This is a genomic window from Musicola paradisiaca NCPPB 2511 (genome assembly GCF_000400505.1).
Taxonomy (GTDB): Bacteria; Pseudomonadota; Gammaproteobacteria; order Enterobacterales; family Enterobacteriaceae; genus Musicola; species Musicola paradisiaca.
This window is the reverse complement of record NZ_CM001857.1, coordinates 4,061,976-4,088,273: the sequence shown is the minus strand read 5'-3', so window position 1 is coordinate 4,088,273 and position 26,298 is coordinate 4,061,976. Positions and strand designations below refer to the sequence as shown.

Below are 26,298 nucleotides of genomic sequence, written 5' to 3'. Positions count from 1 at the left end.
CGACCGGCCAGCAAGGCGCACGACCGGCCCTTGAGGCTCTTGAGTCCTTCAACACCCTGTAAAGTAAACCAGTTTATCCATCTTCCGACGGATGAACGCGCAGCACAAAGCAGTCTGGCGACGTCGGTGACGGTCATTCCCCGATGCAACATCAGTATGGCAATGAGTCGTCTGGCATAATTTTTATCGCGTGTTTGTTGGGCTTCTTTGCACATCAGTTGTCGTTCTTCATCAGGGATTGCTGCTATGATCGGCATCGCTCAGTCCGGTTGGTGATTTGTGATGTTTGGCGATTGATCAGATCGCACAATCCGGGCTGAGTTCCCTCCAAGTGATCTACTATTTGGCGAAGCTATTTAGTCGCGACTAATAACGTTAATTAATTGGCTTTCGACTAATACTGATGGGAAATGACGCCATTTATTTTAAATCAGCATGCTTAAATGTTTGTTCGCCAGCCTGGCTATTTGTCATTTTTAGCACGCCATTCTCTTCTGTATAAGTGATTAAGGCATCATTCGGGTTATCTCGCCAACGGCCTATGTAGTTAGGTTCCGAATCACTTCCAGCAGTTCGCCATAGCACTCGTGACCCTTCTATCATCTTGCACTGATATTTCCACAGGCTATTATCACTGGGCCTGTGATATTGCAAATTAACGAGATCTCCATTCATTTTTGTTTTCATTATTTTGGGTTCTTTTGCGAACTCCATTGATATGGCCGCTTTACAGATTTCAACATTCGAGAAAGGAGCTGAAAAAGCGGGAATAGCCATTAATGAGGTACTTAAAATCAGAGAGAACTTAATTAAATGCTTCATAAACCCTCTTTATTTTGATAAAAATTTATTACCATAACGATAATAATAAGGTGTGTTCCTGTATTTCTGACGCGACAAAACCCCAGTATTGGTAGAACGCTTTTGCCTCATCAGATAACGCATGTACCAATAACGCTTTGTTGCCTACCTGCTGCGCTACATTGCGGGAGCGGAGTACCGCATCTTTCAGAAGCCCGGCACCGATCCCCATGCGTTGATAACGTTCATCAACGGCTAATCGGCCAAGTACCAGAACAGGAATGGGGTCAGGCATATTGCGCCGGAATGCGCCCGGTGCAACCTGACGCTGGATGCTACCCGACGCGAGGGCATAGAACCCCACCACACGCTGTGTACCGGCTTCACACACCACGAAGGTGCGTGAAGCGCCCAGCGTCTGATTTTTTAACGCCTTGCGTTTCAGCCATTCATTCAATGACGGCTCTGAACAATGAAAATCCACAACCGCATGTTGAGGCAGCAATAATTCAGGTGCCGTTATTCCCACGGAGATTTCCTGTTCAGTAATGCATTCACACGCGGATTATCTGTGACAGGTGATTCCAGCACCTTAATGAAAGCATCATATTGTTCATCATTGACCAGAAACAGCCGTTGATCCAACAACACATCCTCAGCCTCACGGCAGGCAGCATCAAGGATAAACTCTGTTCTTGATTTCGACAGCAATTTAGCAGCGACATCAATCAGCTCCCGCTGTGATGCTTTAGCACGAATATTAATCGGCATTTCTTTTGTCTCTGTTCGCATCGTGACCTCTCTGTGTAGCGAATAGCTATACATCCAGTATAGTGAACGGTACAGAAAATAGCCATACGCCATTCATGAACAACATTTTCGTCATCGCGGGGTTGGGTTAGGATCTGTTGCACGGAATCGAACCAGAACGGATAAGAATTAATCTTATTGATAAAATGACGTGATATAGCTCATTGAAAACATGGGCTAAAAATGAAGTGGGGGCATAAAAGGGGGCACCTAAATTAGATTGGTGAGTATTAAATTTTATTATTCAATCAATTACATCATTTTGCGTGTCCGGCCTTCGCACCAAAATTCAAAAATCAAGCCACCTTCGGGTGGCTTTTTTTGTGTCCGCTATCGTCCACTGACTTCCATATATCATTGTTAAATAAAGATTTAATTTAATTTTATTGTCTGTGTGGATTGTGCGTTTTTTCCACAGTGGTCTTTTTGCATCCGTTGACATCCAGATTATTTGGGGGTCAAGATAAGGGTCAATTCGCTTCGATTATGAGTTGCCCCCCAATTATGGCTCTGACTGACGTTGTTGCTCGTACCGCTAAGCCCCGCGAGAAAGCCTACAAGCTTGCGGATGCACATGGCCTGTACCTTCTGGTGAGTCCTAACGGTTCTAAGCGTTGGTATCTCAAATACCGCTTTGAAGGTAAGGAAAGCCGGATTGCTTTCGGTGCCTACCCGCTGATCTCGCTGGCGAAGGCCAGAGAGAAACGCGACGAGGTGCGATTACTGCTGTCAGAAGGCATCCACCCAACGGAAAAGCGGGAAGAAGAGAAAGAACAGGCACAGGATGCGCTGAACACCTTTGAAAAGGTGGCAAGAGACTGGCACCGAAACATCAGCCAAAACCGATGGTCACAAACGCACGCCGGACGGGTATGGCGTGACATGGAGCGTAATATTCTGCCTGCCATCGGCCAGCGCCACATCGCCGACCTGAAAACCAAAGACCTGCTTGAACCGCTTAAAGCCGTGGAGCAAAACGGCCATCTTGACTTGGCGTCGCGGCTACGCCAGCGCGTTACCGACATCATGCGTTACGCGGTACAAAATGACCTGATCGAGCGCAACCCGGCGCAAGATCTCACCGGGGCGATAGCTGCGCCAAAGGCGACGCATCGGCCAGCCTTGAAGCTCGATAAACTGCCTGACTTTCTGGCACGGATTGAATGCTACAAAGGGAGAGCGTTAACCCGACTGGCCTTAAAACTTACCCTGTGCGTTTTCATCCGTTCCAGCGAGCTACGCTTTGCCCGTTGGCCGGAAATCGACTTTAAACGCGCGATGTGGACGATACCGCCCGAACGTGAAGCTATCCCCGGAGTGAAACACTCACAGCGTGGCGCAAAGATGCGCTCTGAACATTTGGTGCCGTTATCCCGACAGGCTTTAGCACTGCTGGAAGAGATTAAGGCTATCAGCGGCGCTCACGAACTGGTCTTCCCCGGCGACCACCGACCAATCAAACCGATGAGTGAAAACACCATCAACAGTGCATTGCGAACAATGGGCTATGACACTACCACCGAAGTATGCGGACACGGCTTCCGTACTATGGCCTGTAGCGCGTTAGTTGAGTCTGGTCAGTGGTCGCGGGATGCCGTAGCGCGGCAAATGAGCCATCAGGAGCACAATGGTGTCCGTGCTGCATATATCCACAAAGCCGAACATCTTGAGGAGCGCAAGCTGATGCTGCAATGGTGGGCTGATTATCTGGATGCCAACCGGGAAGAGTATGTGGTGCCGTATGAGTTTAAAAATATTTGATTCATTAGAGAGTTGGCGATGTTGATGCTAGGCGTATCCTGCATCGAAGGTGTGTCTATTAAGTTCCGCACCAGCCCCTTTTTGGGGAGGGGCTGGCGCTCATTTTTCTGATGTGATGATTTTTTCTGAGGATCACCATACTCAAGTATTATTTCTGCCAGCTAGTCAGAAATAATAAGCTTGGATGTGTAGTACCGATGCCAACCGACAAGCCAGTGCAAAATCCGGCTTATGATACCGCGCCAATCTTAACCCAGTGACAGCTTAAGTTGCATTCCGCAAGCAGCGGCATATCGTTGTAAGGTTGAGATACTGGCACTGGAAACATTTCTCTCAAGGCGGCTTACGGCGGGTTGGCTCACACCCATGCGAGCGGCGATCTCTGTACTTGTCAGACCTGACCTGGATTTCATTTCGATCAGAACAGCGCGAAGCGCTTCTTCTTGAGTTTCGTCCTCATACGCTTTTTTAACTTCAGGATGAGAAAGCGCTTTCGCTTTAACATCAGAAAATCGGATACCGTTAACTGCCATCTTTCAATTCCTCCCATCGTGACTTTGCCAGCGCTATTTCAGCTTTCGGGGTCTTAGGGGTTTTCTTGATGAATGTCCTTAAAATATAGATCTTACGTCCTTTGGCGTAAGCAAAAAACGTTCTGCTGATGTCTTTTCTACCAACCCGCAGCTCAAACAATCCATCTTCAATGATGTCCGTGTCTGGATATTTTAGCTCGGGCCCTTTAGCTTCAAGCTTTTCCAGCCCTTTAAGCGCCTTTGCCTGCATAACAGGTTCGAGGTCATAAATTTCGCTTGCAGCTTCGGGGTGAAAAATCAATTCATACATGTCAGTCCCCTTATCTGTGGGGATTATAATTTATAAGTTATAATAACTCAAATGTTATATTTTGAGTGGAGGAAAGATCAAAATATCCTCTGCCGGAGTAAGTAAAGATCCCCCACGTTACCGCGTTTTGATAATGGCACGATGTTTTCACCATCCAGCGCGATCAGGTCATCCTTGACGAGTTTATCCAGCCCGGTAATCGCCGGAGAAGAGCAAGGTGAAGTGATAGTCACATTTATGCATCGTGTGGTGCCGGCTGGTATTATCGGGACGTAAAGGGGAGATGATAAAATGTCTGTGCCCATCATTGAACGTTCAGTCTAGCGAGGGAATTATGCGTACAGTAGCAACCTGCCATGCCGCATATCGGGATGATATTGCTGATCTGATCACCCGTCGCCCGGTGCCTGGCCCGGGAGTGTCGCAAGTGGATCCTTTCTTATTTCTGAATCATCACGGGCCGCAGGTGTATGCACCGAACAATCAGGGATTACCTTTCGGGCCACACCCGCATCGGGGGTTTGAAACCGTCACTTTTATTCTGGAGGGAAGTCTTGCGCACCGTGATAGTGGTGGGCATGAAAGTATCATCAACGCCGGTGGCGTGCAGTGGATGACGGCAGGTTCTGGGCTGGTTCACTCTGAACTGTCGCCTGATGACTTTAAACGTCATGGCGGTGCGATGGAGATTCTGCAACTGTGGGTGAATTTGCCCGCTCGCCTGAAAATGACTCCGCCGCGTTATATCGGGCTACAACGAGACGCTATACCCTGTGTGCCGCTGGCATCGGGAATGGGCGATATGCAGTTGATCTCCGGGGAATATCAGGGAGCTATCGGCCCGATTCCGTCACTCACCGGCGTGTTTATGTCAGTCGTGCAGTTGCAACCGGGGGCGGAAACCGTGTTACCCGCGCCGCAGGGGTGCAATGTATTCCTTTATGTGGTGCGTGGAGCGGTAATTGTTGCGGACACTGCCGTGGTTCAGTGGAACCTGGTGGAAATGCGGGATGATGGTGATGCCATTGCTATCAGTGCGACGGATGAGGCGGTGTTGCTGTTTGGGTATGCGGAACCGATAGAGGAACCCGTGGTGTCTTACGGGCCGTTTGTCATGAACTCGCGTGAAGAGATCCAGCAAGCGATAGCGGATTATCACGCCGGAAAGTTTGATAAGGTTTGACCCAAATAATCGGCGCGCTGATCAAAAAACAGCGTGCTGCATTGAGCGATTTCAACCGTGGCATGTGGCAGAGCGTTGTGCTGATGTTGTTGTGCTGATGTTAAAGCGAAAGCGCTTTCACAATCTCAACCTGACAACGTTATGCCGCTGCTTGCGGGATGCAGCTTAAACCGTCACTGGATTAAGATTAGCGCGGCATTCACACGCGGATTATCTGCGACAGGCGATTCCAGTACCTGAATGAAAGCATCATATTGTTCATCATTGACCAGAAACAGCCTTTAGATCCAACAACACATCCTCAGCCTCATGGCAGGCAGCATCAAGGATAAACTCTGTTCTTGATTTCGACAGCAAGTGAGCGGCGACCATGAGCTTTTCTTTATTGGCGACCACGACCCGCGTAAACCGATGAGGGAGAACACGGTGAACAAAGCGCTGCGGGTGATGGGGTATGACACCCAGGTTTTTCTTCACTACCTGCTATTAAAAATCAGCTTCAGTCCCAACAGGCCCATAACGCATCCGGCGGTGCTATCGACGATTTTTTTGTATTTCAGATAGGCGTTACGTGGTGATTCGGCGGAAAGAACAAAGGCGACGATAACATACCATCCGGCATCTATCAGGAATGCCACGAGTGGGATGAGGGCATAAAAATACAAAGGAATCTGCTGGGGTAATAACGCGGAAAATACCCCGGCGAAGACAACCGCCGTTTTTGGGTTGCTCAATTGGGTGAACAGCCCAAACAGAAATGCGCGCCGCAATGATAGGTTCGTTGCTCCCGTCTCGGGGCCTTGAGCCAACGGTGTGTTGGCGGAACGCCAGATCTTGACGGCCAGGTAAACCAAATAAGCCCCGCCGAGTATTTTCAACAGCCAGAATATCATCGGGACCGCCAAGAACACCGCATGCACGCCCAACAAGGCGATGACGGAAAATATCAACGCGCCTGATCCCATCCCCAATGCGGTGGCGACACCATGATTTCGTGACAGCGCTATCGAATTCCTGGCCACAAACAGAAAGCTGGGGCCGGGGCTGATGGCACCGGCGGCGAGCGCGCCGGCGATAGCGAAGACGGACATGTAGGTGTGCATCATTGACCTCTCAGGAAATGGGAGCATTACATTTTTTGAGGTTAAGCCTGGCCGGGAGGATGTGCAATAACCAACTGAAAATAAAAGGAAGATCTTAGAGTGAAGCGCTGTTCAAGGGCGGCGGGAACGACGGGAGACCGTGCGCCAGGTTGATGATTTGTGCGGTGGCTTGCTGTCGTCAAAAATAGTGTGATGCTTGGCTAATAACGCGAGTCTGAAGATCTAATTAATTGAATAATGACTATTTATTTTCTTTTTGCTTGCGAATTGATCGGCTTTTGACGCGATAGCAAAGATAAGAATGTGATATGGATCGCATCTTTTGTAAAAACGAATATAGTAATCATGGTGATAATTGACTTGTCAGTTACAAGAAACGAATTGGTAACAGTGATTTAAAGATAAGGTAACGATTATGAACATGAATATTAAAACCACCCTAGCTGCTATCGCACTGAGTGCTCTGTCCTTCGCCTCTTTCGCTGCAACTGAAGTTCAGGCACCGAAAGGTCAGGAAATCGGCAGCGTGTCCGCCAACGCTTCCACGTTGGATGGCCTGTCGGCTCGACTGGCGGTAAAAGCTGAACAAGCTGGCGCCAAGTCGTTCCAGATTGTTTCCGTCAGCGGTGACGACACCCTTCACGGCAATGCCGTACTGTACAAATAATTAACCGCGGCGTGGCGGGAGACCGCGACGCCACTTGCTTTTCGCGATGCACGCCATATTCGCTGCACCGCCTAAATCCCTCCTGTGTGTGTCCATTTTTTGTGTTGGCCGGGCGTTAGCCCGGTTTTTTTATCGCCTCTTCCCCTTGTTGCCCTTGGGGCGGCGCGAAATATCGTTGAACGTGTTTTTGGCGTTTTCGATATCTGGCCCAAATGGGCTGCGTCTAGAGATCTTAATGGGATAGGCGTTTCGTTCCCGCCATATTCATTTCCAGCTTAAAACTCGCTGAATATTCTTGTCGTTTTCTTGATATCCCTCTGAAGGAATATCCATAACCGATCCATAGAATGGAATGTATTGCCGATGCATCTTGCTTGTCTCGATAGTATTGGCGGTCGCCGCCCCGGAGGACGGCTGGCGGGTGGGGCGCTGTTTGCGTAGAACGTGTTGTGGAGGGGAGTGATGACAAAGTTAACCCGACTTGCGGTGATGGCCGCGGGGGCTCTGCTGGCGGTGGGGTTTAGTTCGGCGGCGCTGGCCAGGCCGTACGGCCCTGGGCCCGGCCCGTGGCATGATTGGCGCTGGGGGCCGGTGTGGTATCCGGGCCCGGTGGTAGTGGTGACGCCCGATCCCGGCCCGCCGGTGATTTATACCCAGCCCGCGCCGGCGCCGGTATGGGTGGAGAAAACGCCGACGTATCGTTACTACTGCCCTGATCCGGCCGGGTACTACCCTAAAATCGGCCGTTGTCCCAAAGGTTGGATGAAAGTGGTGGCTGATAAGCCGTAACAGGAAGGAAGCGGGAATGAAACGAAATTATGCGCTAGGCGTCATGCTGCTTGCCGGCGTCGGGCTATCAGGGTGCGTCTCGACGCCCACCGCGCCATCGGTGATGTCGTTACCCGGCAGCGGTAAAAGTTATGAGCAGTTCCGCGCCGACGATGCCGTGTGTAAAAACACCGCGTATCGAGCGGTGAATGGCGAAGCCAGTACGGCCAACAATCAGAGTGTCACGACGGCCGTCGCCGGCGCGGCTATCGGTACTGCGACGGGGGCGCTGCTGGGTGCGGCCGGCGGTGGCCCGAGAGGATCGTCCAACGGCGCAGCGGTAGGTGCGGCGAGCGGTCTGCTGGTCGGGTCGGCCATCGCCAGCGGCAATGGCGCCCGTACACAGGGGGCATTGCAGGATCAGTTTGATGTGGTTTATATGCAGTGCATGTATGCGAAGGGCGAAAAAATCCCGCAGGCGTACTCTTGGGCGCAGCAGGCTGATGTTTCGGAAGTGCCGCCGGATTACTCTCCTGGCGCATCGGCGGTGCCGCCGGATTATCACCCCTGAGGAGCGCCGTGCCACCCATCTTTTTTCACTACCGGCACAGGCCGGGCTCCGTATAACGGCGGCGCCCGGTCTGAAAGGATGTTGGCGCCGGCTAGTGGAAATCCGGCAGGAAGCGGCTGACATCCACCTCTTTAAACGCCGAGCGCTCAACGTGGGCTTTGAGATGAAACGGCACGTTACAGTCGAAAATGGTTTGCACGACATGCCCGGCTGCAGAATGCTCGGGCTGTATTCCGGCGACTGGGTAGGATCCAACGGGTGCCAGCATACACCGGGAATAAACACCGTATCGACGTCGCCCTGATAGCGGGTCTGCATGGCCCACACCACGTCGTCGCTGTCAAAAATATCCACGTTTTCGCCCACCAAAATCACATGTTTTAGCTCTGGGAATGCCGAGAACGCCAGCAGGGCGGCCTTCGTCCACCGGCGCCGCCTTGCGAAATGGCATCACGGCCAGCAGTTTGCCGCCGCCGGCAGAATAGGCGAACACGTTAAGTAGCTTACCCGGCATGGCGCGGTTTACCATACCGAGAACGCCGGCCATGCCCTACCCGCCGGAGCTGATGACGATGGTGGCGCAAGGCTGCCCGTTGCCTCATTCTTAAGCCCAATCGCATCTGCGGGTATATTTAAAACATGATTTTGAACATAATGATTCGTCTGCTTTTATTCACTCATGGCTTATAGGTTGTATGGTGAAATCTCCTGTTTCCAACTTGTCATCCCCGCACATTGCCGACGGTTTACCCATGCCAGCCCGTATCGGGGCGGTGTTGACGATAGCATTCGGTATCGCCATGGCGGTACTGGACGGCGCGATTGTCAATGTGGCGCTGCCGACCATCGCGGCAGATTTCCAAATCACGCCGGCATCGTCTATCTGGATCGTCAACGCCTATCAATTGGCCATCACCATGACGTTGCTTTCCCTCTCGTCGCTGGGGGATATCCTCGGTTATCGCCGCGTTTATCTGGTGGGGCTGGTGCTATTCACGCTGATGTCGGTGGTGTGCGCGCTGTCCGATTCGCTACTGACGCTCACGATTGCGCGCATCTTGCAAGGGCTGGCGGCGGCGGCGCTGATGAGCGTCAATACCGCGCTCATCCGGCAGATCTATCCCAAAACCCTGCTAGGGCGCGGCATGAGCCTCAACTCGCTGGTGGTGGCGGTATCGATCGCCGCCGGGCCGAGTATCGCGGCGGCGATCCTGAGCATGGCCAGTTGGCAGTGGTTGTTCGCCGTCAATCTGCCATTCGGGGTGATAGCGCTGTTGCTGGGGCTGCGTTACCTGCCGCATAGCGGGGGGGAGAAAGGACACCGTTTCGATAAGCCGAGCGCGGTGCTGAACGCCTTAACCTTCGGGCTGTTTTTTACGGCGTTAGGCGGTGTCGCCCACCATCAGGCGCTGTGGTTAACGCTGATTGAACTGACGGCGACGTTATTGGTGGGAACCTATTTTGTCCGCCGCCAGCTTTCCCAGGCTTACCCGCTGTTACCGGTCGATTTGCTGCGCATCCCGGTGTTTGCCTTGTCGATGGGCACCTCGGTCAGTTCGTTCTGCGCCCAAATGCTGGCGATGGTATCGATGCCGTTCTATTTCCAGAGCACGCTCGGTCTGAATGAAATCGAAACCGGCCTGTTGCTGACGCCCTGGCCGCTGGCGACCATGGTGGCGGCGCCGATCGCCGGCCGTCTGCTGGAACGCATCAACGCCGGTATTCTGTGCACCGTGGGGCTGGCGATTTTCTCGGTCGGGCTCTATTCGCTGGCCTGGCTACCGGCATCGGCGGGGTATCTGGATATCAGCCTGCGCATGATGATCTGCGGCGCCGGGTTCGGCCTGTTCCAGACACCCAACAATCACACCATCGTCAGCGCCGCGCCGCGTCATCGCAGCGGCGGCGCCAGCGGCATACTGGGCACCGCCCGGCTGGTGGGGCAGACCACCGGCGCGGCGTTGGTGGCGTTGATGTTCAATTTCTTCGGGAGTTACGGCACCCACGCCGCGCTGCTGGCTGCGGGCAGTTTTGCCGCCGTAGCCGCGATGATCAGCGGGCCGCGTATTTCACGGTTGAAATCGACGTGAGCATGAGACAGCGATGGCCGGTTCAGCGCACAATCGCCACGTTTCCTCGCATAAAGACGACGTTATGCCGATGAAACCTGATGGTTTGAAGTAACAATCCTCATTGCCGATAGGGCGATGAGGAGACTGAAAAATGATTGGTAATGAGCAGATAAGATGGGATCAAAGCAATGCGACTAATAAGGGAAAGGTCATCAATCGGGCGATGAAAAATGGCCAGTATGTGGCCATTAACTTTCCTGGTGGTGGGCGGCGGGTTGTATTCCAGTGTTTTCATTGTAAAAACTGGATCACAGAAGAAGCCGTTGAAGCGGATCACTACCCAAATCCTTCCGATCCCAATCTTCCCAATAACGATGATATCAGCCGGCTGGTGCTGGCCTGCCGGCCCTGCAATGCTGCGAATATCCAGAATACCCAGCAGATGAAGACCAGAGGTCAACTCAAGTTGGCGGGAGATAACCGCAAATATACCGAGGTTCAGGTAGCAGGCCAGCGGGTAGGGTAATTCTCATTGGTCAGCGTCAACAGTTGAAACCTGTTGGCGTAAAAATGCAGAGGTGAGGCTCCCGAAGGGGCGCCTCACCTCTCGTTATGAACTCTCCGTCACGAGGCTATCCCTGTCACGACGCCACCATCACCGTCACCCCCAGCGCTTCGAAGGCGTTGACGGCCTCCTGGCTGATGCCTGCATCGGTGATCAGGTAGTGGATGTTGGCCCAGTCGCACGGCAGGGCGAACATGGAAACCTTATCGATTTTGCTGGAGTCCGCCACCACATAGACGGTTTTGGCCGAGCGGATCATGGCGCTTTTCACCTTGATATCCGTCTCGCTGGGGAAACTCAGCCCCAGACGCGGCGAGATGGCGGCGGTGGCGAGGAACAGCTTTTCGGCCAGCACATTTTCGAAGAAGCTGGCGGCCTTGTCGCCAGAGGTCGAGAGGGTGGGAAACTTGAAGGTGCCGCCGGTGAGCAGGATATTGATGCCGGGTTCGCCGCCCAGTTTAAGCGCGATATTGACCGCGGTGGTGATGACCGATAACCGGTGGATGTGCGCCATGTGTTCGACGATGGCGGTGGTGGTGGTGCCGGAATCGAAAATCACCGTGTCGCCGTTTTCGATCTGTGCGGCGGCCAGCCGGCCGATAGCGTCTTTTTCCTCCAGGTGGATCTGCCGTTCCAGCAGTAACGCGCCGGTATTCTGTTTACCCGTCACCAGTGTGGCGCCGCCGTAATAGCGTTGCACATGCCCCGCCTTCTGCAATTCACGCAGATCGGTACGGATGGTGGCTTCCGTCAGGCCAAAGGTTTCGGTCAGCGTTTTGACGGTAACGGTGCCGTCTTCGCGCACCATCTCCAGAATTTTTTCCCTGCGTTGCTGCATATCCGCCAGTTGTTCACTTTTGCTTTTCAATCGAAACTCTCCTGTCCCCAAACCGGTGACGATGTTCTGCCGTCAACCCGCTAATTGCCATGAAGTTTACCCTTCGTCTGTCCGGAATGCGAGGTGACGACGGCGAAAAAGCAGGGACGTTTTCGCTGATCTCCTGATGCGATCGCCCCGATATCCCGCTGTTTATCCCCGTCGCGCGCGCCTTATTGTCGAATCATGTCTGTCTGAATGCGGTTTTATTTTGATCCGCTTTTGTTTGATATTTGATCTCGTCCACAGAATAGGCTAAATAGAGGGTGTATGTTTTCGATCGAAAATGAAATGTGATCGATCGATAGCAATGTATCATGACGATCAGGAGGTAAGGGTGGACGTACAGGCAATCAGACAGACAGCGCGACAGGCCCGGCGCTATGTGTTGCAGATGAATCACCGGGCAGGCAAAGGCCATACCGGGGCCGATCTTTCCGAAGTGGATATTCTCTGCACGCTGTTCATGGCGGTGATGGATCGCACTCAGGCGCGGCCGGATCAGGATCGCTTCATCCTGTCGAAGGGGCACGGCGCCGGCGGGCTTTACTGCAGCGCTGCCGCCATGGGGCTTATCGATCCGGACATTCTGAGCCAATACATGGGGGATGACACCCTACTGGCCGGCCATCCCATTCATCAAAAATTGCCGGAACTGGTGGAAATCAACTCCGGCGCATTGGGGCACGGGCTGCCGATCGGTGTCGGGCTGGCGCTGGGCAACACGCTGGCTGGCCGTGCGCATCGCCGCGTCTTCGTACTGATGGGCGACGGCGAACTGGCGGAAGGCTCCAACTGGGAAGCGGCGATGGCCGCCAGCAAATTCCGGCTGGATAACTTGGTCGCCATTGTCGATCGAAACCGTCTGCAACTGGCAGGCAAAACCGAAGACATCATGCCGCTGGAGCCGCTGGCGGATAAATGGCGCGCCTTTGGTTTCGAGGTCGTCGAGTGCGACGGCCACGATCCCGCCGCCATTATTCATGCCGTGAATGCGCCGACGGTGGGTAAACCGCGGGTGCTTCTCGCCAATACCGAAAAAGGACACGGTATCTCGTTTATGGCGAACGTACCGGCCTGGCACCATTCGGTGCCGAATGATGAACAGCTGGCGCAGGGGCTGGCGGAGCTGGAGGAGTGACGATGCAAGACTTACGTGATGCGGTAGTGGCCACGTTGCTGGCAGAGCAAAACGCGGGCGCCAATCTGTGCGTGGTGGTAGCGGATTCCACGTCCACCTCGAAGATCTCGCCGTTTGAGAAGGCATACCCCGAGCGAGTGGTCAACGTTGGGATCGCCGAACAGAACATGGTCGGCATGGCGACAGGTTTGTCGCTGAGCGGGCCGACGGTGTTTACCGCCAATGCCGCGCCGTTTCTGCTGGCGCGCTCTAACGAACAAGTGAAGAACGACGTCTGTTACACCGACGCCAACGTCAAAATGCTGGGGCTCAATGCGGGGTTTGCCTACGGCCCGCTGGGGGCGACCCACCACTGCATGAACGATATCGCCATCGCCCGTTCGTTCGGCAATCTGCAAATCTTCGCGCCGGCGGATGCGGTGCAGGCCAGCGCGATAGCGCGTTACGCCATTCACCATCGCGGGCCGGTGTATATCCGTATGGACAGCGACAAAGTGCCGGTTTTGCACGATGCCGACTGGTCGCTGACGCCGGGCAAACCGGAGGTGGTGCAACAGGGGAGCGAGGTGGTGGTGTTCTGTCTCGGCACCCTTGTTCATGAGGCGCTGGCCGCTTCAACGGACGCCACCATTGTATCCCTGCCGTCGTTATGGCCGTTGGATGAAATGTCACTGTTGAAAATTATTAGCGAGCATCAGTATGTGATCTCGATGGAAGAACACGTACTCAGTGGTGGCCTCGGCAGCATCATTGGTGAATTGTTGCATAAACACCATTTGAGGCAGCGTTTCACCCCGCTGGGCGTCCCTCCCTACGAATTTACCCACAGCAGCAGTCGCGGCGCGTTGCGGCGTCAGTTCCATATCGATGCGGCCGGACTGCGCTTTACCCTGGAACAGCTTGCGTTACGCACCATTGCCTGAGGAGAAACAACCTGATGAGTCATGACAACGAGTATGACGTGAATTTGCGTTATGGCGTAGATACCGGGCTCAGCCTGACCGACAAGGTGGCGGTCGTCACCGGCGGTTTAGGCGGCATCGCCATGGCGAGCAATCAAATGCTGCTGGAGAAAGGCGCGCGCCTGGCGCTGCTTTATCCCGGTTTTGAGCGGGAAAAGGCGGCGCAGGTCGCCGAGCAGTTTGACCCGGCGCGGGTGTTGTTCGTGGAGTGCGATGTGACCGCACCCGACGACGTGGAAACAGCGTTTGCCACGGTCGAGGCGCATTACGGCCAGATCGACATCCTGATTAACTGCGCCGGCTACGTGATGTTGCAGCCGGTACTGGAAACCGAATTCGCCGAATGGCAGAAGCAGATTGCGGTCAACCTGAACGGCCCGTTCCTGTGCTCGCAGGCAGCGGCGCGCCGCATGGTCAAGGCCGGACGCGGCGGCAAGATCATCAACATCGCCTCGCAGGCGGCGTCCATCGCCATCGATAACCACGTTGCCTACACCTCGGCGAAAGCAGGATTACTGGGCATGACCAAAGTGATGGCAAAGGAGCTGGCGCCGCACGGCATCAACGTCAACACCCTGTCGCCCACCGTGGTGCTTACGCCGATGGGTGAAAAAGCCTGGCGCGGCGAGAAGGGCGAAGCCATGAAGAAATTGATCCCGCTGGGCCGCTTTGCCTACACCGACGAAATCGCCGCCGCGGTGCTGTTCTTCGCCAGCAACGGTAGCGACATGATTACCGGAGCGGATTTAATGATCGACGGCGGGTTCACCATCTGGTGATGGTCGAAAATCGTTAAAAACATGTTTTTAAACAATTGATTACGCTGTTTCGCTGTACCCCGACAATAACGAAAGATAGAGAGAGATCATCATGAAATTGCGTTCAATGCTGTTAACTGCTGCCATCACCAGTGCCTTATCGCTGACCGCCCATGCGGCGGAAAAAGGCACCATCATGATTCTGGTCAATTCACTGGATAACCCGTACTACGCCTCGGAAGCCAAAGGCGCGGACAAGAAAGCGCAGGAGCTGGGTTACAAAACCACGGTGCTTTCCCACGGTGAGGACGTGAAGAAACAGAGCGAGCTTATCGATGCGGCTATCGGTAAGAAAGTTCAGGGCATCGTATTGGATAACGCCGACTCCACCGCCAGCGTGGCGGCGATCAAAAAAGCGAAGGCGGCGGGGATCCCGGTGGTGTTGATCAACCGCGAAATTCCGGTGGATGACGTCGCGCTGGTACAGATCACCCACAACAACTTCCAGGCGGGCTCCGACGTCGCCAACGTGTTCGTCGAGAAAATGGGCGAAAAAGGCAAGTATGCCGAATTGACCTGTAGCCTGGCGGACAACAACTGCGTGACCCGTTCCAAATCCTTCCATCAGGTGTTGGATCAGTACCCCGGCATGGCGAGCATCGCCCGTCAGGACGCCAAAGGTACGCTGATCGACGGTAAACGCATCATGGACAGCATTCTGCAGGCGCACCCGGACGTGAAAGGGGTGATCTGCGGTAACGGCCCGGTGGCGCTGGGCGCCATCGCCGCGCTGAAAGCCGCCGGCCGTAACGATGTGGTGGTGGTCGGCATCGACGGCAGCAACGACGAGCGCGACGCGGTGAAAGAAGGATCGCTGAAAGCCACCGTGATGCTGCAGGCCCAGGCCATCGCCGCCCAAGGCGTGACCGATCTCGACAACTTCATCCAGAAAGGCGCGAAACCCGCCAAACAGCGCGTCATGTTCCGCGGCATCCTGATCCAACAGGATAACGCGAGCAAGGTGCAAGACTTCAACTTCAAATCCTGAGTCCATGCTGTCGCGCCCCTACGGGGGCGCAGAGGAGAAGAGTATGTCCAGACAAGTCTGGCTGGCGCTGGCCGTGCTTGGGTTGGGCGGATGCCGCATCGTCTCGCAGCAGGAGTTGGCTGACCTGCGTCATCCCCCCAATCCTCATATGGCGAATATCGGGCAAACCTGGCAACAAAAACTGGTGCCGCAACTGGTGAAAGAAGCGCGCCCGCTTGCCGCGCTGATGAAAGATCTGCGCAGCAACAACGATATGGACGCCGCTTGCAAACAGCTCGGCTACCGCACGCAGGATGAAAACGCCTGTGTGTTTACCGTGCGCGTCACCGGTACGGTGGAACAAATCGATACCGCATCGCGCAATGGCAAGATGCTGATCAAAGACGCCGACGGCGAGAGCGTCTCGGTGCAACTGGGGCCGACGCTGCGCGGCACCGAATTGCGCGATAGCTATAAAGGCGCGAGTTATCAGGACTTCAACGATCAGGTGCTGTTCGGCGATTACGGCCGCGCCATCAACCAGCAGGCGCTGGCGATGATCCAGGCGGCGCACCCGAAGGTCGGCGATCGGCTTGACGTGGTGGGCGTGTTCAGCGCCTGGGATATTCCACCGTCGGCGCCGGATATCACGCCGGCGCAGATCACACGCACGGATAAGGGGGGATGATGGCGGACATGACAACGCCCCTGTCGCCGCAGGCCGCGCCGGACGTGATTATCGAAACGCGCGACCTGTCGCGCGTCTACCCAGGCGTGACCGCGCTCGATCGGGTCAACTACCGGGTGTACCGCAACCAGGTCAACGTGCTGATCGGCGAAAACGGCGCGGGCAAATCCACCATGATGAAAATGCTGGCGGGGGTGGAGACGCCGTCGTCCGGGCAGATTCTGCTGGACGGCGAACCGGTGACGTTGGGCTCGACCCATCAGGCGGAGCGGCAAGGCATCAGCATTATTTTTCAGGAACTCAACCTGTTCCCCAACATGAACGTGATGGACAACATCTTCATCGCCAACGAATTTTTCCAGCGTGGGGTGATCAACGAAAAGTACCAATACGCACTGGCCAAGACGTTGCTGGAGCGGCTGGAACTGGACGTCGACCCTTATACGCCGCTCGGCGAACTGGGCATCGGCCATCAGCAGTTGGTGGAGATCGCTCGTGCGCTGTCCAAGGACACGCGCGTGCTGATCATGGATGAGCCGACCTCGGCGTTAAGCCAGTCGGAAGTCAAGGTGCTGTTCAGCGTGATCGAACAGCTCAAACGCCGGGGCGTCACCATCATCTACATCTCCCACCGGCTGGAAGAACTGATGGAAATCGGCGATCACATCACCATTTTCCGCGATGGTCGTTTTATCGCCGAACGTGAGGTGCGCGACGCCAGCGTGCCCTGGATTATCGAACAGATGGTCGGCGACAAGAAGAAACACTTCGATTATCAGCCTGCGCCGCAGGGCGAGACGGTGCTGGAGGTTCAGGGGCTGACGGCCTTGCACCAGAGCGGCGGCTACCGCCTTAACGACGTGTCATTCACGCTGCGCAGGGGCGAAGTGGTGGGCATTTACGGCCTGCTGGGGGCCGGGCGCACCGAGCTGTTCAAAGGCTTGATCGGCCTGATGCCGTGCCAACAGGGCAGCATTCGTCTCCACGACGACAGTGTTGAACGCCTGGGTTTTCAGCAACGGTTGAAAAAGGGCATCGCGCTGGTGCCGGAGGACAGGCAGGGCGAAGGCGTGGTGCAACTGATGTCCATCAAATCCAACATGACGCTGTCGTCGTTCAGCCTGCGCGGCTTTCGACGCGCCTGGTCGTGGCTGAAACCGCAGGAAGAAAGCCGGCAGGTAGACGAGATGGTGCAGCAGTTGTCGATCAAAGTCAGCGACGTCGAACTGCCGATTACCTCGCTGTCCGGCGGCAATCAGCAAAAGGTGGTGCTCGGCAAGGCGCTGATGACCCGCCCGCAGGTGGTGCTGCTGGATGAACCGACCCGCGGCATCGATGTGGGCGCCAAAACCGACGTTTATCACCTGATCGGCAACATGGCCCGGCAGGGGTTATCGGTGATGTTTTCCTCTTCCGAACTGGATGAGGTGATGGCGCTGGCCGACCGCATTCTGGTGATGGCGGACGGGCGCATTACCGCGGATTTGCCGCGCGAACAGGTGACGCGGGAAGCGCTTATCAGCGCATCCACCCCGCACGCATAAACAGGCCGGAGTTGATCATGAATCAAAAATATATGTTTTACATGTCCCTGCTGAAGGCCAGAACTTTTATCGCGTTGCTGATCGTGGTGGCCTTTTTCAGCCTGATGGTGCCGAACTTTCTCACTACTTCCAACCTGCTGATCATGACCCAGCATGTGGCGATCACCGGGTTGTTGGCGATCGGCATGACGTTGGTGATCCTGACCAGCGGTATTGACCTGTCCGTCGGCGCGGTGGCCGGTATCTGCGGCATGGTGGCCGGCGCGCTATTAACCAACGGCATCCCGTTGTGGGGCGGCAATGTGCTGTTTCTCAATGTGCCGGAAGTGATCCTGGTCGTCGCGTTGTTCGGCGTGCTGATCGGGTTGGTCAACGGCGTAGTGATCACCCGGCTTGGCGTGGCGCCGTTTATCTGCACGCTGGGCATGATGTATGTCGCCCGCGGCGCGGCGCTGCTGTTTAACGACGGCAGCACCTACGCCAACCTTAACGGCATGCCCGAACTGGGCAATACCGGGTTCGCCATTCTCGGTTCCGGCACGCTGCTCGGCATCTATCTGCCGATCTGGCTGATGGCGTTGTTCCTGCTGATCGGCCTGTACCTGACGCGCAAAACCCCGTTGGGCCGCTACATCTACGCCACCGGCGGTAACGAATCCGCCGCGCGCCTCGCCGGGGTGCCGATCGTCAACGTAAAAATCTTCGTCTACGCCTTTTCCGGCTTGTGCGCCGCGCTGGTGGGGCTGGTGGTGGCGTCGCAACTGCAAACCGCCCATCCGATGACCGGCAACATGTTCGAGATGGACGCCATCGGCGCCACCGTGTTGGGCGGCACCGCGCTGGCGGGCGGGCGCGGGCGGGTGTCCGGCTCCATCATCGGCGCGTTCGTGATCGTTTTTCTGGCCGACGGCATGGTGATGATGGGGGTCAGCGATTTCTGGCAGATGGTGATCAAAGGCGTGGTGATCGTCACCGCGGTGGTGATCGATCAGTTCCAACAGCGGTTGCAGAACAAGGTGGTGATGATGCGTCGTCACGAAAAAAAGCAGGCAGTTAACCCGCTGTCGGAGGTGAGCCATGTCTAGAGACATTATCGTCGCGCTGGACGAAGGCACCAGCAACGTCAAGGCGGTCGCCATTGATGCCGACGGCCGGGTAGTCGCCAACGCTTCACGTTCGCTGACGTTGCTCACGCCGCAGGCCGGCTGGGTAGAACAGGACGGCGCAGCGCTGCTGGCCGAGTCGTTCGCGGTGGTACGCGAGGTGATGGAGCAAGTGGGCGCGGCGCGGGTTGCGGCGTTGGCCGTCAGCAACCAGCGGGAAACCGCCATCGGCTGGCGGCGCGATACCGGCCAGCCGATTTCCCCGGCGCTGACCTGGCAGTGTTCCCGCTCGGCGCCGTTTTGCGAACAACTGCGGCGCGAGCAGCGGGAAGCGGCGATCCGCGCGGCGACCGGGTTGCCGGTGGCGCCGCTGTTCTCCGGCTCCAAGATGCGCTGGCTGCTGGATAACACGCCGGACGGCCATGCGCGCGCTGCCGCCGGCGAAATTTGCCTGGGCACCATCGACGCCTGGTTGTTGTGGCACCTGACCGGCGGGAGGCAGTTCCGTTGTGATCTCTCCAACGCCGCTCGCACCCAATTGCTTAATCTGCATCGTTTGCAGTGGGACGACGAAATGCTGGCGCTGTTCGGCGTGCCGCGTGCGGCGTTGCCGGAGCTGATGCCCTCGGCCGGCGAATTCGGCGTCACCCTGGGCGTGCCCGGCGTACCGGACGGTATGCCGATTCTGGCGATGGTGGGAGATTCCCACGCCGCGTTGTACGGCCACGGGCTGGGGCGTCCGGGCGGGGTGAAGGCCACCTACGGCACCGGTTCGTCGGTGATGGCGCCGCTGGGCGTGCCGGACACGCGCATTACCCAACTGGCCACCACCGTGGCCTGGCATGACGGCGAACGGCCGGTGTACGCGCTGGAAGGCAATATTCCCCACACCGGCGACGGCGTGGCCTGGATGCTACAAGCCACCGGGTTGAACCGGCTGCCGGCGGCGGAGCTGGCCGCGCAGTTGCAGACGTTACCCGCCAGCGTGGACTCCACCGACGGGGTGTATTTCGTCCCGGCGCTGACCGGCACCGGCGCGCCCTGGTGGAACGATCGCGCCCGCGGGGTGATGTGCGGACTAAGCCGTGGCAGCGGGCAGCCGCATCTGGTGCGGGCGGCGCTGGAAGCGATCGCGTATCAGATTGCCGATGTGGTCGACGCCATGCGTCAGCACCCGGATTTTCATCTGGCGCAGTTGATGGTGGACGGCGGGCCGACGCGCAATGCCTGGCTGATGCAGTTTCAGGCCGATCTGCTGGGTTGCCCGGTGGCGCGCAGCGCGACCGCCGAGCTGTCGGCGTTGGGCGCCGGGTTGCTGGCGCGACGCACGTTGGGGCGGCTGAGTGACGCACAACTGGAACCGCTGCTGCCGGCGCACGAGTGCTGGTACCCGGACGATGCGCGGCATCAGCGGTATCAGGAAAGCTGGCAGGGCTGGAAGGCGGCGGTGCAGCGCACCTTGTGGCAGGACGCGCCGGTGCTGGCTTGAACCATCCGGACAATGACGCATTGTCATGAAGAAGAGGAGAATCAGAGTGCAACGGGATTTTCAGGGTAAGACGGTTGTTATTACCGGCGCATGCCGGGGGATTGGCGCCGGTATCGCAGAACGTTTCGCGCGCGATGGCGCCGGTCTGGTGATGGTCTCCAACTCGGAGCGGGTGTTCGCCACCGCCGATCACATACAGGCGCGGTATGGCGCGGCGGTGCTGCCGCTGGTGGCGGATGTGACCGATGAAGAACAGGTGCAGAACCTGTATCGGCAGGCGATGGCGCGTTTCGGGCGGATTGATGTATCGGTGCAAAACGCCGGGGTGATCACCATTGATTACTATGACCGGATGCCGAAGGCCGATTTCGAAAACGTGCTGGCGGTGAATACCACCGGCGTCTGGCTGTGCTGCCGCGAAGCGGCGAAATACATGGTGAAACAGCAGTCCGGCTGCCTGATCAATACCTCGTCCGGCCAGGGCCGCAAGGGGTTTATCTATACGCCGCACTATGCCGCCAGCAAGATGGGCGTGATCGGCATTACCCAAAGTCTGGCGCAGGAACTGGCGCCTTGGAACATCACGGTTAACGCGTTTTGCCCCGGCATCATCGACAGTGAAATGTGGGACTACAACGACCGGGTATGGGGTGAAATCCTCAGCACAGAGGAAAAACACTACGGCAAAGGGGAACTGATGGCGGAGTGGGTGCAAGGCATCCCGCTCAAACGCGCCGGCAAACCGCAGGATGTCGCCGGGCTGGTGGCGTTTCTGGCTTCCGACGACGCCCGCTACATCACCGGCCAGACGATTAATGTGGATGGCGGGCTGATTATGTCGTAGGGGCGGTGCCACACTGGCGGATTACCGCTGAATATGCCGCGAACATCAACGCCCGCGCCGGAGAGATACCTGGCGCGGGCGTTTTTACTCCGATGAGGATGCGATTGTAGGGGGATGAGGATTGCGGCCCGCAGCGATAACGCCCAGATTACGCAACTGAACCAACGCGAGGCCGCCTACGGCTTCAGAAAAATATGCTGCCGGTGGTAAGCCAGATGGGCCGGATCCGGCGCGTAGCGTTCAACATCCGGCAACCTCAATTGTTGGCCTTCGTACTGTTCGAACAGCGTGGCGCTGGCAAGGCTGGCGAGTTTTTTGATCTGGCGGGACAGCACCAGTTCCAGATGATCGTTGAAGGCGATAAGCCCGGTATCGAACGCCTTGTCATGCAGGGCGGAAAGACACAGGCCATTGCGCGGGTCGAGCCGGTACTCGGCGGCGTCTTTCCACGGGCGGATATGGCTGGCGATCAGCAGTGTCGGCTCTTCCAGACCGGTTAGGCAACAACGCTCGCCATAGACGCCCAGCACCCGCTTGCGAAACAGTTGCTGACCGACGCGGGCGCGGATCGGCGTTAGGCGCTCGCGGCCGTAAAAATCGGGCGCCGGTTCCTGCGCCTGCAACGATGCCGTCACCGGGGTGAGACGGTTCATCGCCTGCTGGCATTGTTGCTCGAATTGTTGCGGATCCTGCTCCATCTCCTGCCAAAGCGCCCTGTCGGCCTTGGATACCTGGCTAAGGCCGGTGCGCCCGGAATTGAGGATCACCGGATCCAAGCTGGCGAGATTGACCAGTTTCATCGCCAGTGCAGAGGGCGTTCTGCCTATCAGCTCGGCGTAGCGGATGATATCGGGGTTGCGGGCATGCAGCTTGCCAAAGGGCAATTGGCTGTACAGGGTGAACGCAATCAGCAGTTGGTCGCGCGTCCAGGGGGAGGTGGCTGCCATGTAGTTGCCTGACTCGGTTAGACGATGCGTTAACTATGCCAGGCGATGCCGTGTAATGAAACACGCATTCCTTATCCGGCTGCACCTTAATGGTGCGCTTGGCCGCCATGCTGTTGCGTGGCGCGAGGGCGCGTTGGGGATACGCAGAAAGGTTTTCGGCGCTCGCCCGCCGGCGCTGAAGCATGAACGTGGCGCTGTCGTTTATAGCCCCAGCGCTTCCATGAACAGCTTGATGATGACGTTGATCTTGCGGCCTTTGCGGAGGACGAGACTGATGGGCACCGAGATGCGCAGGTCGTCGGCGCCGATGGCGCGCAGTTGTCCCTGCTCGACGTAGCGCTGCGCATAATGGCTGGGAAGGTAGCCGATAAAGCAGCCGGTCAGCAGTAACATGGCGACCGCTTCCACCTGCACCGCTTGCACGTGGCTGCTGTGAAAATTGAAGGGCTTGCGGGCATAATTCAAACTGGAATAAGCGTGATTGACAATAACGGCCTGTTTTAATCGCGGTAACGTCAGTAATTCATTTTCCATATGGAAGAACTCATGTTCTTGTCCGCAATATAATTGAGATTCTTCGATATATAGCGGGTAATAATCGAAATCCATTTTCTCCTGATAGACCGGTGCAATACCGCAGGTAAAACGGCCTTCATTTATTCCTCTTTCTAAATCATCCAAGGATGTGGTTTGTAATCGTATGCTGACTTTTGGTGCAGAACGGTGCAGTGTTTGCACCGCTTTGGTGATGGGGGAATTAGGGTCGGTAATTATATTGTCGATCAGCGAAATATTTATTTCCCCTAATATGTCATTACGGGTGCTGTGCAATTTATCGCGAAATTGATTGATGGCGCCAAAGAGTTCCAATGTGGCTTGATATACACTAATGCCATGTTCTGTAAGCGAAAATCCATCCCTCCCCCGGCTGCATAACGTCATGCCGAGCCGAATTTCCAGATCAGAAATCTGTTTGCTGATGGCGGCGAGTCCAATATTCAATTCAACGCTGGCCGAGGTGAATCCGCCGGCTTCGACCACGCATTTAAATACGCGCAGTAATTTCAAATCAACGTTGTTTATTGAAAGTTGAGTGGCGTCATTCTTGGCTGGTGATGGGTTTCCCAAATTGGAAAGTCTACTTTCCATAATGAATATTTACCTCCGCCTATTTTTATTATGAATATAACCACCGTCTGGCGGGCGCTGGTTTCTTAATTTATCGACAAATCTGCCAGATTTATTTTTGTTGTCCAACAGGAAATACCCTTTTTTTTATCAATGCATATGACGAATATGCCTGTATGAGGCTTGTTATGGCGAAGAGTTCCGATCTGCTGTGGGGCGCGCGTTTCAAAAATCCGCCCGCCGAATCCCTGACCACCCTGTCGCGTAGCCCGGATTATTATTTCTCGCTGGCGCCATACGACCTGGCGGGCTGTCGCGCCCACGCCCATGAATTGCAGCGGGCCGGATTGCTGACGGAAGCGGAAACCCGCCAGATCGTCGATGCGCTGGCCACGCTCAATGACGACTTCCGCGCCGGCAAAACGCAGCCGGTATGGGGCGATGAAGACGTGCATACCTTTATCGAGCGCGAGCTGACCGAACGGCTGGGCGCCGTCGGCGGCAAGCTGCGCGCCGGTCGTTCCCGCAACGATCAAACCGCCAACGATTTACGCCTCTATCTGCGTGACAGCGTGCGCCAGATTACTCGCCGGTTGCTGGCCTTGCAGGCGGCGCTGGTGAAACAGTCCGAACAGCATGTGGAGACGTTGGCGCCCGGCTTTACCCATTTGCAGCAGGCGCAGCCGATCGTCTTCGGCCACCAGTTGATGGCGCACGCCCAGTCGTTTTCGCGCGATATCCAGCGCCTGCAAGACTGGGATAAACGCTGTGCGCTGTCGCCGCTCGGCGCGGCGGCCATGGCCGGTTCGGCGATCGCCAAACACCCAGAGCTGTCCGCCGCCGAGTTGGGCTACGACGCGCCCTGTGAAAACTCGATTGATGCGGTCGCCAGCCGCGACCATGTGGCTGAATTCCAGTTTGCCGCCAGCATGCTGGGGGTGAACTTGTCCCGGCTGAGCGAAGAGGTGTGCCTGTGGGCCTCCCGCCAGTTCCGCTGGGTGGAGATCGACGACAGCTACGCTACCGGCAGTTCCATCATGCCGCAGAAGAAAAACCCGGATATCGCCGAACTGACGCGCGGCCGCAGCGGGCGGTTGATCGGCAATCTGGCCGGGATGCTGGCCACCATGAAGGCGCTGCCGCTCTCCTACAACCGCGACCTGAGCGAAGACAAGCGCCATGCGATGGATGCGGTCGAGACCCTGCTGGTGGTGCTGCCCGCGATGGCCGGCATGCCCGACACCCTGGTGGTGAACAAAGCACAGCTGCTGCGTCAGGCGCCGGACGGGTTCACGTTGGCGACGGAAGTGGCGGATTGGCTGGCGGTGCGCGGCGTGCCGTTCAAAGAGGCTCACGAGATCACTGGCAGACTGGTGCGTTTTTGCGAAGCGCACGCTCTGCAACTGTGGGAAGTGAGCGACGCGCAGCTGGCGGAAGTGGATGAACGTCTGACGCCGGATGTGCGCAATGCCTTGACCCTGACGGCGGCGATCGGCGCCCGTGATGGCTATGGCGGCACCGCACCGGCCCGCGTAGCGGAACAGATAATGCGTCTGAAGCAGGTCATGGCCGTACAGGCTGAATGGGCGTGCACGTATCAAGGGCCGACCTTGTCATAACGCCGTTCTCCGGCGGACGGGCGGCGCAGGAACGGGCCGGGGGGCCTCGCGGCTGCGTCGTCCCGTCCAACTCGGCGCCCAATGCCCGATATGACGTTTCGTCATGATTTTTCGGCCTCTGCGGCTTAACCAGATGGAGCTCGGAATGAATACTTCACCGCTTCCCGATGTGGAAAACGCGCCGGTGCGCAATAACAAATACGTCGATCTCAGTCACTACGAGTATGTGCCGCGCCGCTATTACGGCCGCATCACCGCCACCGTGGTGATTGTCGTGCTGCTGGCGGCGTTGGTGCACGCCTTCTCCCGCGGGAATATCGAATGGTCGTATGTCGGCCAGTTTTTTACCGCCAAAGCCATCCTTGACGGGGTGGTGAATACGCTGGTGATGGCGGTGCTGGCGATGGCGCTCGGCATTCTGTTCGGCGTTATCGCCGCCATCATGCATATGTCGCCCAACCCGGTGCTGCACTATGTCTCGGTGGGCTACGCCTGGATCTTCCGCGGTACGCCGCTGATCCTGCAACTGTTGCTGTGGTTCAACCTGGCGTTGGTGTTCCCGCGCATTACGCTGCCGGGGTGTTCAGCGTGGAAACCGTCACCGTGATGACCCCGTTTTTCGCCGCGCTGCTGGGGCTGAGTATCAACCAGGGGGCGTATACCTCCGAGGTGGTGCGCGCCGGGCTGCTGTCGGTCGATATCGGCCAGTATGAAGCCGCCAAGGCTATCGGCATGCCGCGCCTGCAAGCGCTGCGGCGCATCATTCTGCCGCAGGCGATGCGGGTGATCATCCCGCCGGTGGGCAACGAATTCATCAGCATGATCAAGACCACCAGTCTCGCCAGCATGATTCAATACTCCGAACTGCTCTACAACACCCAGAACATTTACTACGCCAATGCGCGCGTGATGGAACTGCTGTTTGTGGCGGGTATCTGGTACCTGATGGTGGTGACGGTGCTGTCCTTTGGTCAAAACCGGCTGGAGAAATATTTCTCCCGCGGCAACCGGCGTCGCGCCTGATTCG

The 26,298-nt window shown here is 56.5% G+C and carries 29 protein-coding genes and 2 pseudogenes; 18 read left to right on the top strand and 13 right to left on the bottom strand.

The window, feature by feature from the left end; genetic code table 11:
* From DPA2511_RS22105 to DPA2511_RS18190, 4 genes are all read right to left on the bottom strand, one after another.
* Window positions 1–257, bottom strand: a 257-nt coding sequence (locus tag DPA2511_RS22105; protein ID WP_023638491.1) for a helix-turn-helix domain-containing protein, incomplete at its 3' end; no start/stop codon positions are given.
* 163 nt (window positions 258–420) lie between these two features.
* Window positions 421–822, bottom strand: coding sequence for a hypothetical protein (locus tag DPA2511_RS18200; RefSeq protein ID WP_015855200.1), 402 nt, complete (start codon window positions 820–822; stop codon window positions 421–423).
* 28 nt (window positions 823–850) lie between these two features.
* Window positions 851–1,330, bottom strand: coding sequence for a GNAT family N-acetyltransferase (locus tag DPA2511_RS18195; RefSeq protein WP_015855199.1), 480 nt, complete (start codon window positions 1,328–1,330; stop codon window positions 851–853).
* Window positions 1,321–1,593: a type II toxin-antitoxin system TacA family antitoxin gene (locus DPA2511_RS18190; protein ID WP_015855198.1), complete on the bottom strand. Its 273-nt coding sequence runs from the start codon at window positions 1,591–1,593 to the stop codon at window positions 1,321–1,323. Before DPA2511_RS18190 ends, DPA2511_RS18195 begins: the two co-directional genes overlap by 10 nt.
* A gap of 522 nt (window positions 1,594–2,115) precedes the next feature.
* Between DPA2511_RS18190 and DPA2511_RS18185 the strand changes: the two genes are divergently transcribed.
* Window positions 2,116–3,372 carry a tyrosine-type recombinase/integrase gene (locus DPA2511_RS18185; protein WP_015855197.1) on the top strand — a complete coding sequence of 419 codons (1,257 nt, stop codon included), beginning with the start codon at window positions 2,116–2,118 and terminating at the stop codon, window positions 3,370–3,372.
* Window positions 3,373–3,620: 248 nt separating this feature from the next.
* On the opposite strand, the gene DPA2511_RS18180 is transcribed toward DPA2511_RS18185, so the two are convergent.
* The 3 genes from DPA2511_RS18180 to DPA2511_RS23580 all read right to left on the bottom strand — a co-directional run bounded on the left by DPA2511_RS18180 (window position 3,621) and on the right by DPA2511_RS23580 (window position 4,448).
* Window positions 3,621–3,905 carry a helix-turn-helix domain-containing protein gene (locus DPA2511_RS18180; protein ID WP_015855196.1) on the bottom strand — a complete coding sequence of 95 codons (285 nt, stop codon included), beginning with the start codon at window positions 3,903–3,905 and terminating at the stop codon, window positions 3,621–3,623.
* Window positions 3,895–4,215: a type II toxin-antitoxin system RelE/ParE family toxin gene (locus DPA2511_RS18175; RefSeq protein WP_015855195.1), complete on the bottom strand. Its 321-nt coding sequence runs from the start codon at window positions 4,213–4,215 to the stop codon at window positions 3,895–3,897. Before DPA2511_RS18175 ends, DPA2511_RS18180 begins: the two co-directional genes overlap by 11 nt.
* Window positions 4,216–4,292: 77 nt before the next feature.
* Window positions 4,293–4,448, bottom strand: coding sequence for a hypothetical protein (locus DPA2511_RS23580; RefSeq protein ID WP_153247113.1), 156 nt, complete (start codon window positions 4,446–4,448; stop codon window positions 4,293–4,295).
* 101 nt (window positions 4,449–4,549) lie between these two features.
* On the opposite strand from DPA2511_RS23580, the gene DPA2511_RS18170 reads away from it, so the two are divergent.
* Window positions 4,550–5,398: a pirin family protein gene (locus DPA2511_RS18170; protein WP_015855194.1), complete on the top strand. Its 849-nt coding sequence runs from the start codon at window positions 4,550–4,552 to the stop codon at window positions 5,396–5,398.
* 261 nt (window positions 5,399–5,659) lie between these two features.
* Here DPA2511_RS18170 and DPA2511_RS24320 read toward each other — a convergent pair whose 3' ends face one another.
* The gene (locus DPA2511_RS24320) at window positions 5,660–5,770 is read right to left on the bottom strand and encodes a type II toxin -antitoxin system TacA 1-like antitoxin (RefSeq protein WP_404821634.1); all 111 of its coding nucleotides are present in this window, start codon (window positions 5,768–5,770) and stop codon (window positions 5,660–5,662) included.
* A gap of 104 nt (window positions 5,771–5,874) precedes the next feature.
* Window positions 5,875–6,501 (bottom strand): LysE family translocator, encoded by a 627-nt coding sequence (locus DPA2511_RS18155; protein WP_015855193.1) that lies wholly within the window; start codon window positions 6,499–6,501, stop codon window positions 5,875–5,877.
* 421 nt (window positions 6,502–6,922) lie between these two features.
* Here DPA2511_RS18155 and bhsA point away from each other — a divergent pair, with 421 nt between their 5' ends.
* The 3 genes from bhsA (at window position 6,923) to DPA2511_RS18140 (ending at window position 8,507) form a co-directional block, all read left to right on the top strand.
* Window positions 6,923–7,168 carry a multiple stress resistance protein BhsA gene (gene bhsA / locus DPA2511_RS18150; RefSeq protein WP_026595247.1) on the top strand — a complete coding sequence of 82 codons (246 nt, stop codon included), beginning with the start codon at window positions 6,923–6,925 and terminating at the stop codon, window positions 7,166–7,168.
* A 462-nt stretch (window positions 7,169–7,630) separates the two neighbouring features.
* On the top strand, window positions 7,631–7,957 hold the full coding sequence (locus tag DPA2511_RS18145; protein WP_015855191.1) for a hypothetical protein: 327 nt from the start codon (window positions 7,631–7,633) through the stop codon (window positions 7,955–7,957).
* Window positions 7,958–7,973: 16 nt separating this feature from the next.
* On the top strand, window positions 7,974–8,507 hold the full coding sequence (locus DPA2511_RS18140) for a YMGG-like glycine zipper-containing protein (protein WP_015855190.1): 534 nt from the start codon (window positions 7,974–7,976) through the stop codon (window positions 8,505–8,507).
* Window positions 8,508–8,598: 91 nt separating this feature from the next.
* Here the strand turns inward: DPA2511_RS18140 and DPA2511_RS23065 are convergent.
* Window positions 8,599–9,051, bottom strand: a pseudogene (locus tag DPA2511_RS23065) (UbiD family decarboxylase); the annotation flags it as partial.
* A 151-nt stretch (window positions 9,052–9,202) separates the two neighbouring features.
* Here DPA2511_RS23065 and DPA2511_RS18125 point away from each other — a divergent pair.
* Complete coding sequence (locus DPA2511_RS18125; protein ID WP_015855189.1) at window positions 9,203–10,597, top strand: MFS transporter; 1,395 nt, start codon at window positions 9,203–9,205, stop codon at window positions 10,595–10,597.
* Between the two features lie 133 nt (window positions 10,598–10,730).
* Complete coding sequence (locus DPA2511_RS18120; protein ID WP_015855188.1) at window positions 10,731–11,105, top strand: HNH endonuclease signature motif containing protein; 375 nt, start codon at window positions 10,731–10,733, stop codon at window positions 11,103–11,105.
* Window positions 11,106–11,220: 115 nt separating this feature from the next.
* Here DPA2511_RS18120 and DPA2511_RS18115 read toward each other — a convergent pair whose 3' ends face one another.
* Complete coding sequence (locus DPA2511_RS18115; protein WP_015855187.1) at window positions 11,221–12,012, bottom strand: DeoR/GlpR family DNA-binding transcription regulator; 792 nt, start codon at window positions 12,010–12,012, stop codon at window positions 11,221–11,223.
* 346 nt (window positions 12,013–12,358) lie between these two features.
* Here DPA2511_RS18115 and DPA2511_RS18110 point away from each other — a divergent pair, with 346 nt between their 5' ends.
* From DPA2511_RS18110 to DPA2511_RS18070, 9 genes are all read left to right on the top strand, one after another.
* Complete coding sequence (locus tag DPA2511_RS18110) at window positions 12,359–13,162, top strand: transketolase (RefSeq protein WP_015855186.1); 804 nt, start codon at window positions 12,359–12,361, stop codon at window positions 13,160–13,162.
* 2 nt (window positions 13,163–13,164) lie between these two features.
* Complete coding sequence (locus DPA2511_RS18105) at window positions 13,165–14,085, top strand: transketolase family protein (RefSeq protein WP_015855185.1); 921 nt, start codon at window positions 13,165–13,167, stop codon at window positions 14,083–14,085.
* Window positions 14,086–14,099: 14 nt separating this feature from the next.
* On the top strand, window positions 14,100–14,903 hold the full coding sequence (locus DPA2511_RS18100) for a GolD/DthD family dehydrogenase (protein ID WP_015855184.1): 804 nt from the start codon (window positions 14,100–14,102) through the stop codon (window positions 14,901–14,903).
* Between the two features lie 91 nt (window positions 14,904–14,994).
* Entirely contained in the window at window positions 14,995–15,930 is a 936-nt protein-coding gene (locus tag DPA2511_RS18095) for a D-ribose ABC transporter substrate-binding protein (RefSeq protein WP_015855183.1), read from the top strand.
* 43 nt (window positions 15,931–15,973) lie between these two features.
* The gene (locus DPA2511_RS18090; RefSeq protein ID WP_015855182.1) at window positions 15,974–16,597 is read left to right on the top strand and encodes a DUF2291 family protein; all 624 of its coding nucleotides are present in this window, start codon (window positions 15,974–15,976) and stop codon (window positions 16,595–16,597) included.
* A complete protein-coding gene (locus tag DPA2511_RS18085; RefSeq protein ID WP_015855181.1) occupies window positions 16,597–18,141 on the top strand; it encodes a sugar ABC transporter ATP-binding protein in 1,545 nt (514 codons plus the stop codon). The genes DPA2511_RS18090 and DPA2511_RS18085 overlap by 1 nt, the downstream gene beginning before the upstream one ends.
* 17 nt (window positions 18,142–18,158) lie before the next feature.
* Window positions 18,159–19,226 (top strand): ABC transporter permease, encoded by a 1,068-nt coding sequence (locus tag DPA2511_RS18080; RefSeq protein WP_015855180.1) that lies wholly within the window; start codon window positions 18,159–18,161, stop codon window positions 19,224–19,226.
* Window positions 19,219–20,733 carry an FGGY family carbohydrate kinase gene (locus DPA2511_RS18075; RefSeq protein ID WP_015855179.1) on the top strand — a complete coding sequence of 505 codons (1,515 nt, stop codon included), beginning with the start codon at window positions 19,219–19,221 and terminating at the stop codon, window positions 20,731–20,733. The genes DPA2511_RS18080 and DPA2511_RS18075 overlap by 8 nt, the downstream gene beginning before the upstream one ends.
* Before the next feature lie 46 nt (window positions 20,734–20,779).
* On the top strand, window positions 20,780–21,577 hold the full coding sequence (locus DPA2511_RS18070; protein ID WP_015855178.1) for an SDR family oxidoreductase: 798 nt from the start codon (window positions 20,780–20,782) through the stop codon (window positions 21,575–21,577).
* A 176-nt stretch (window positions 21,578–21,753) separates the two neighbouring features.
* On the opposite strand, the gene DPA2511_RS18065 is transcribed toward DPA2511_RS18070, so the two are convergent.
* Complete coding sequence (locus DPA2511_RS18065) at window positions 21,754–22,524, bottom strand: HNH endonuclease (RefSeq protein WP_015855177.1); 771 nt, start codon at window positions 22,522–22,524, stop codon at window positions 21,754–21,756.
* Between the two features lie 201 nt (window positions 22,525–22,725).
* Window positions 22,726–23,673, bottom strand: a complete 948-nt coding sequence (locus tag DPA2511_RS18060; protein ID WP_015855176.1) for a LysR family transcriptional regulator — start codon at window positions 23,671–23,673, stop codon at window positions 22,726–22,728.
* A gap of 167 nt (window positions 23,674–23,840) precedes the next feature.
* On the opposite strand from DPA2511_RS18060, the gene argH reads away from it, so the two are divergent.
* Window positions 23,841–25,271, top strand: a complete 1,431-nt coding sequence (gene argH, locus DPA2511_RS18055) for an argininosuccinate lyase (RefSeq protein WP_023638487.1) — start codon at window positions 23,841–23,843, stop codon at window positions 25,269–25,271.
* 145 nt (window positions 25,272–25,416) lie between these two features.
* Window positions 25,417–26,294, top strand: a pseudogene (locus tag DPA2511_RS22095) (amino acid ABC transporter permease).
* The last annotated feature ends 4 nt before the right edge of the window (window positions 26,295–26,298 follow it).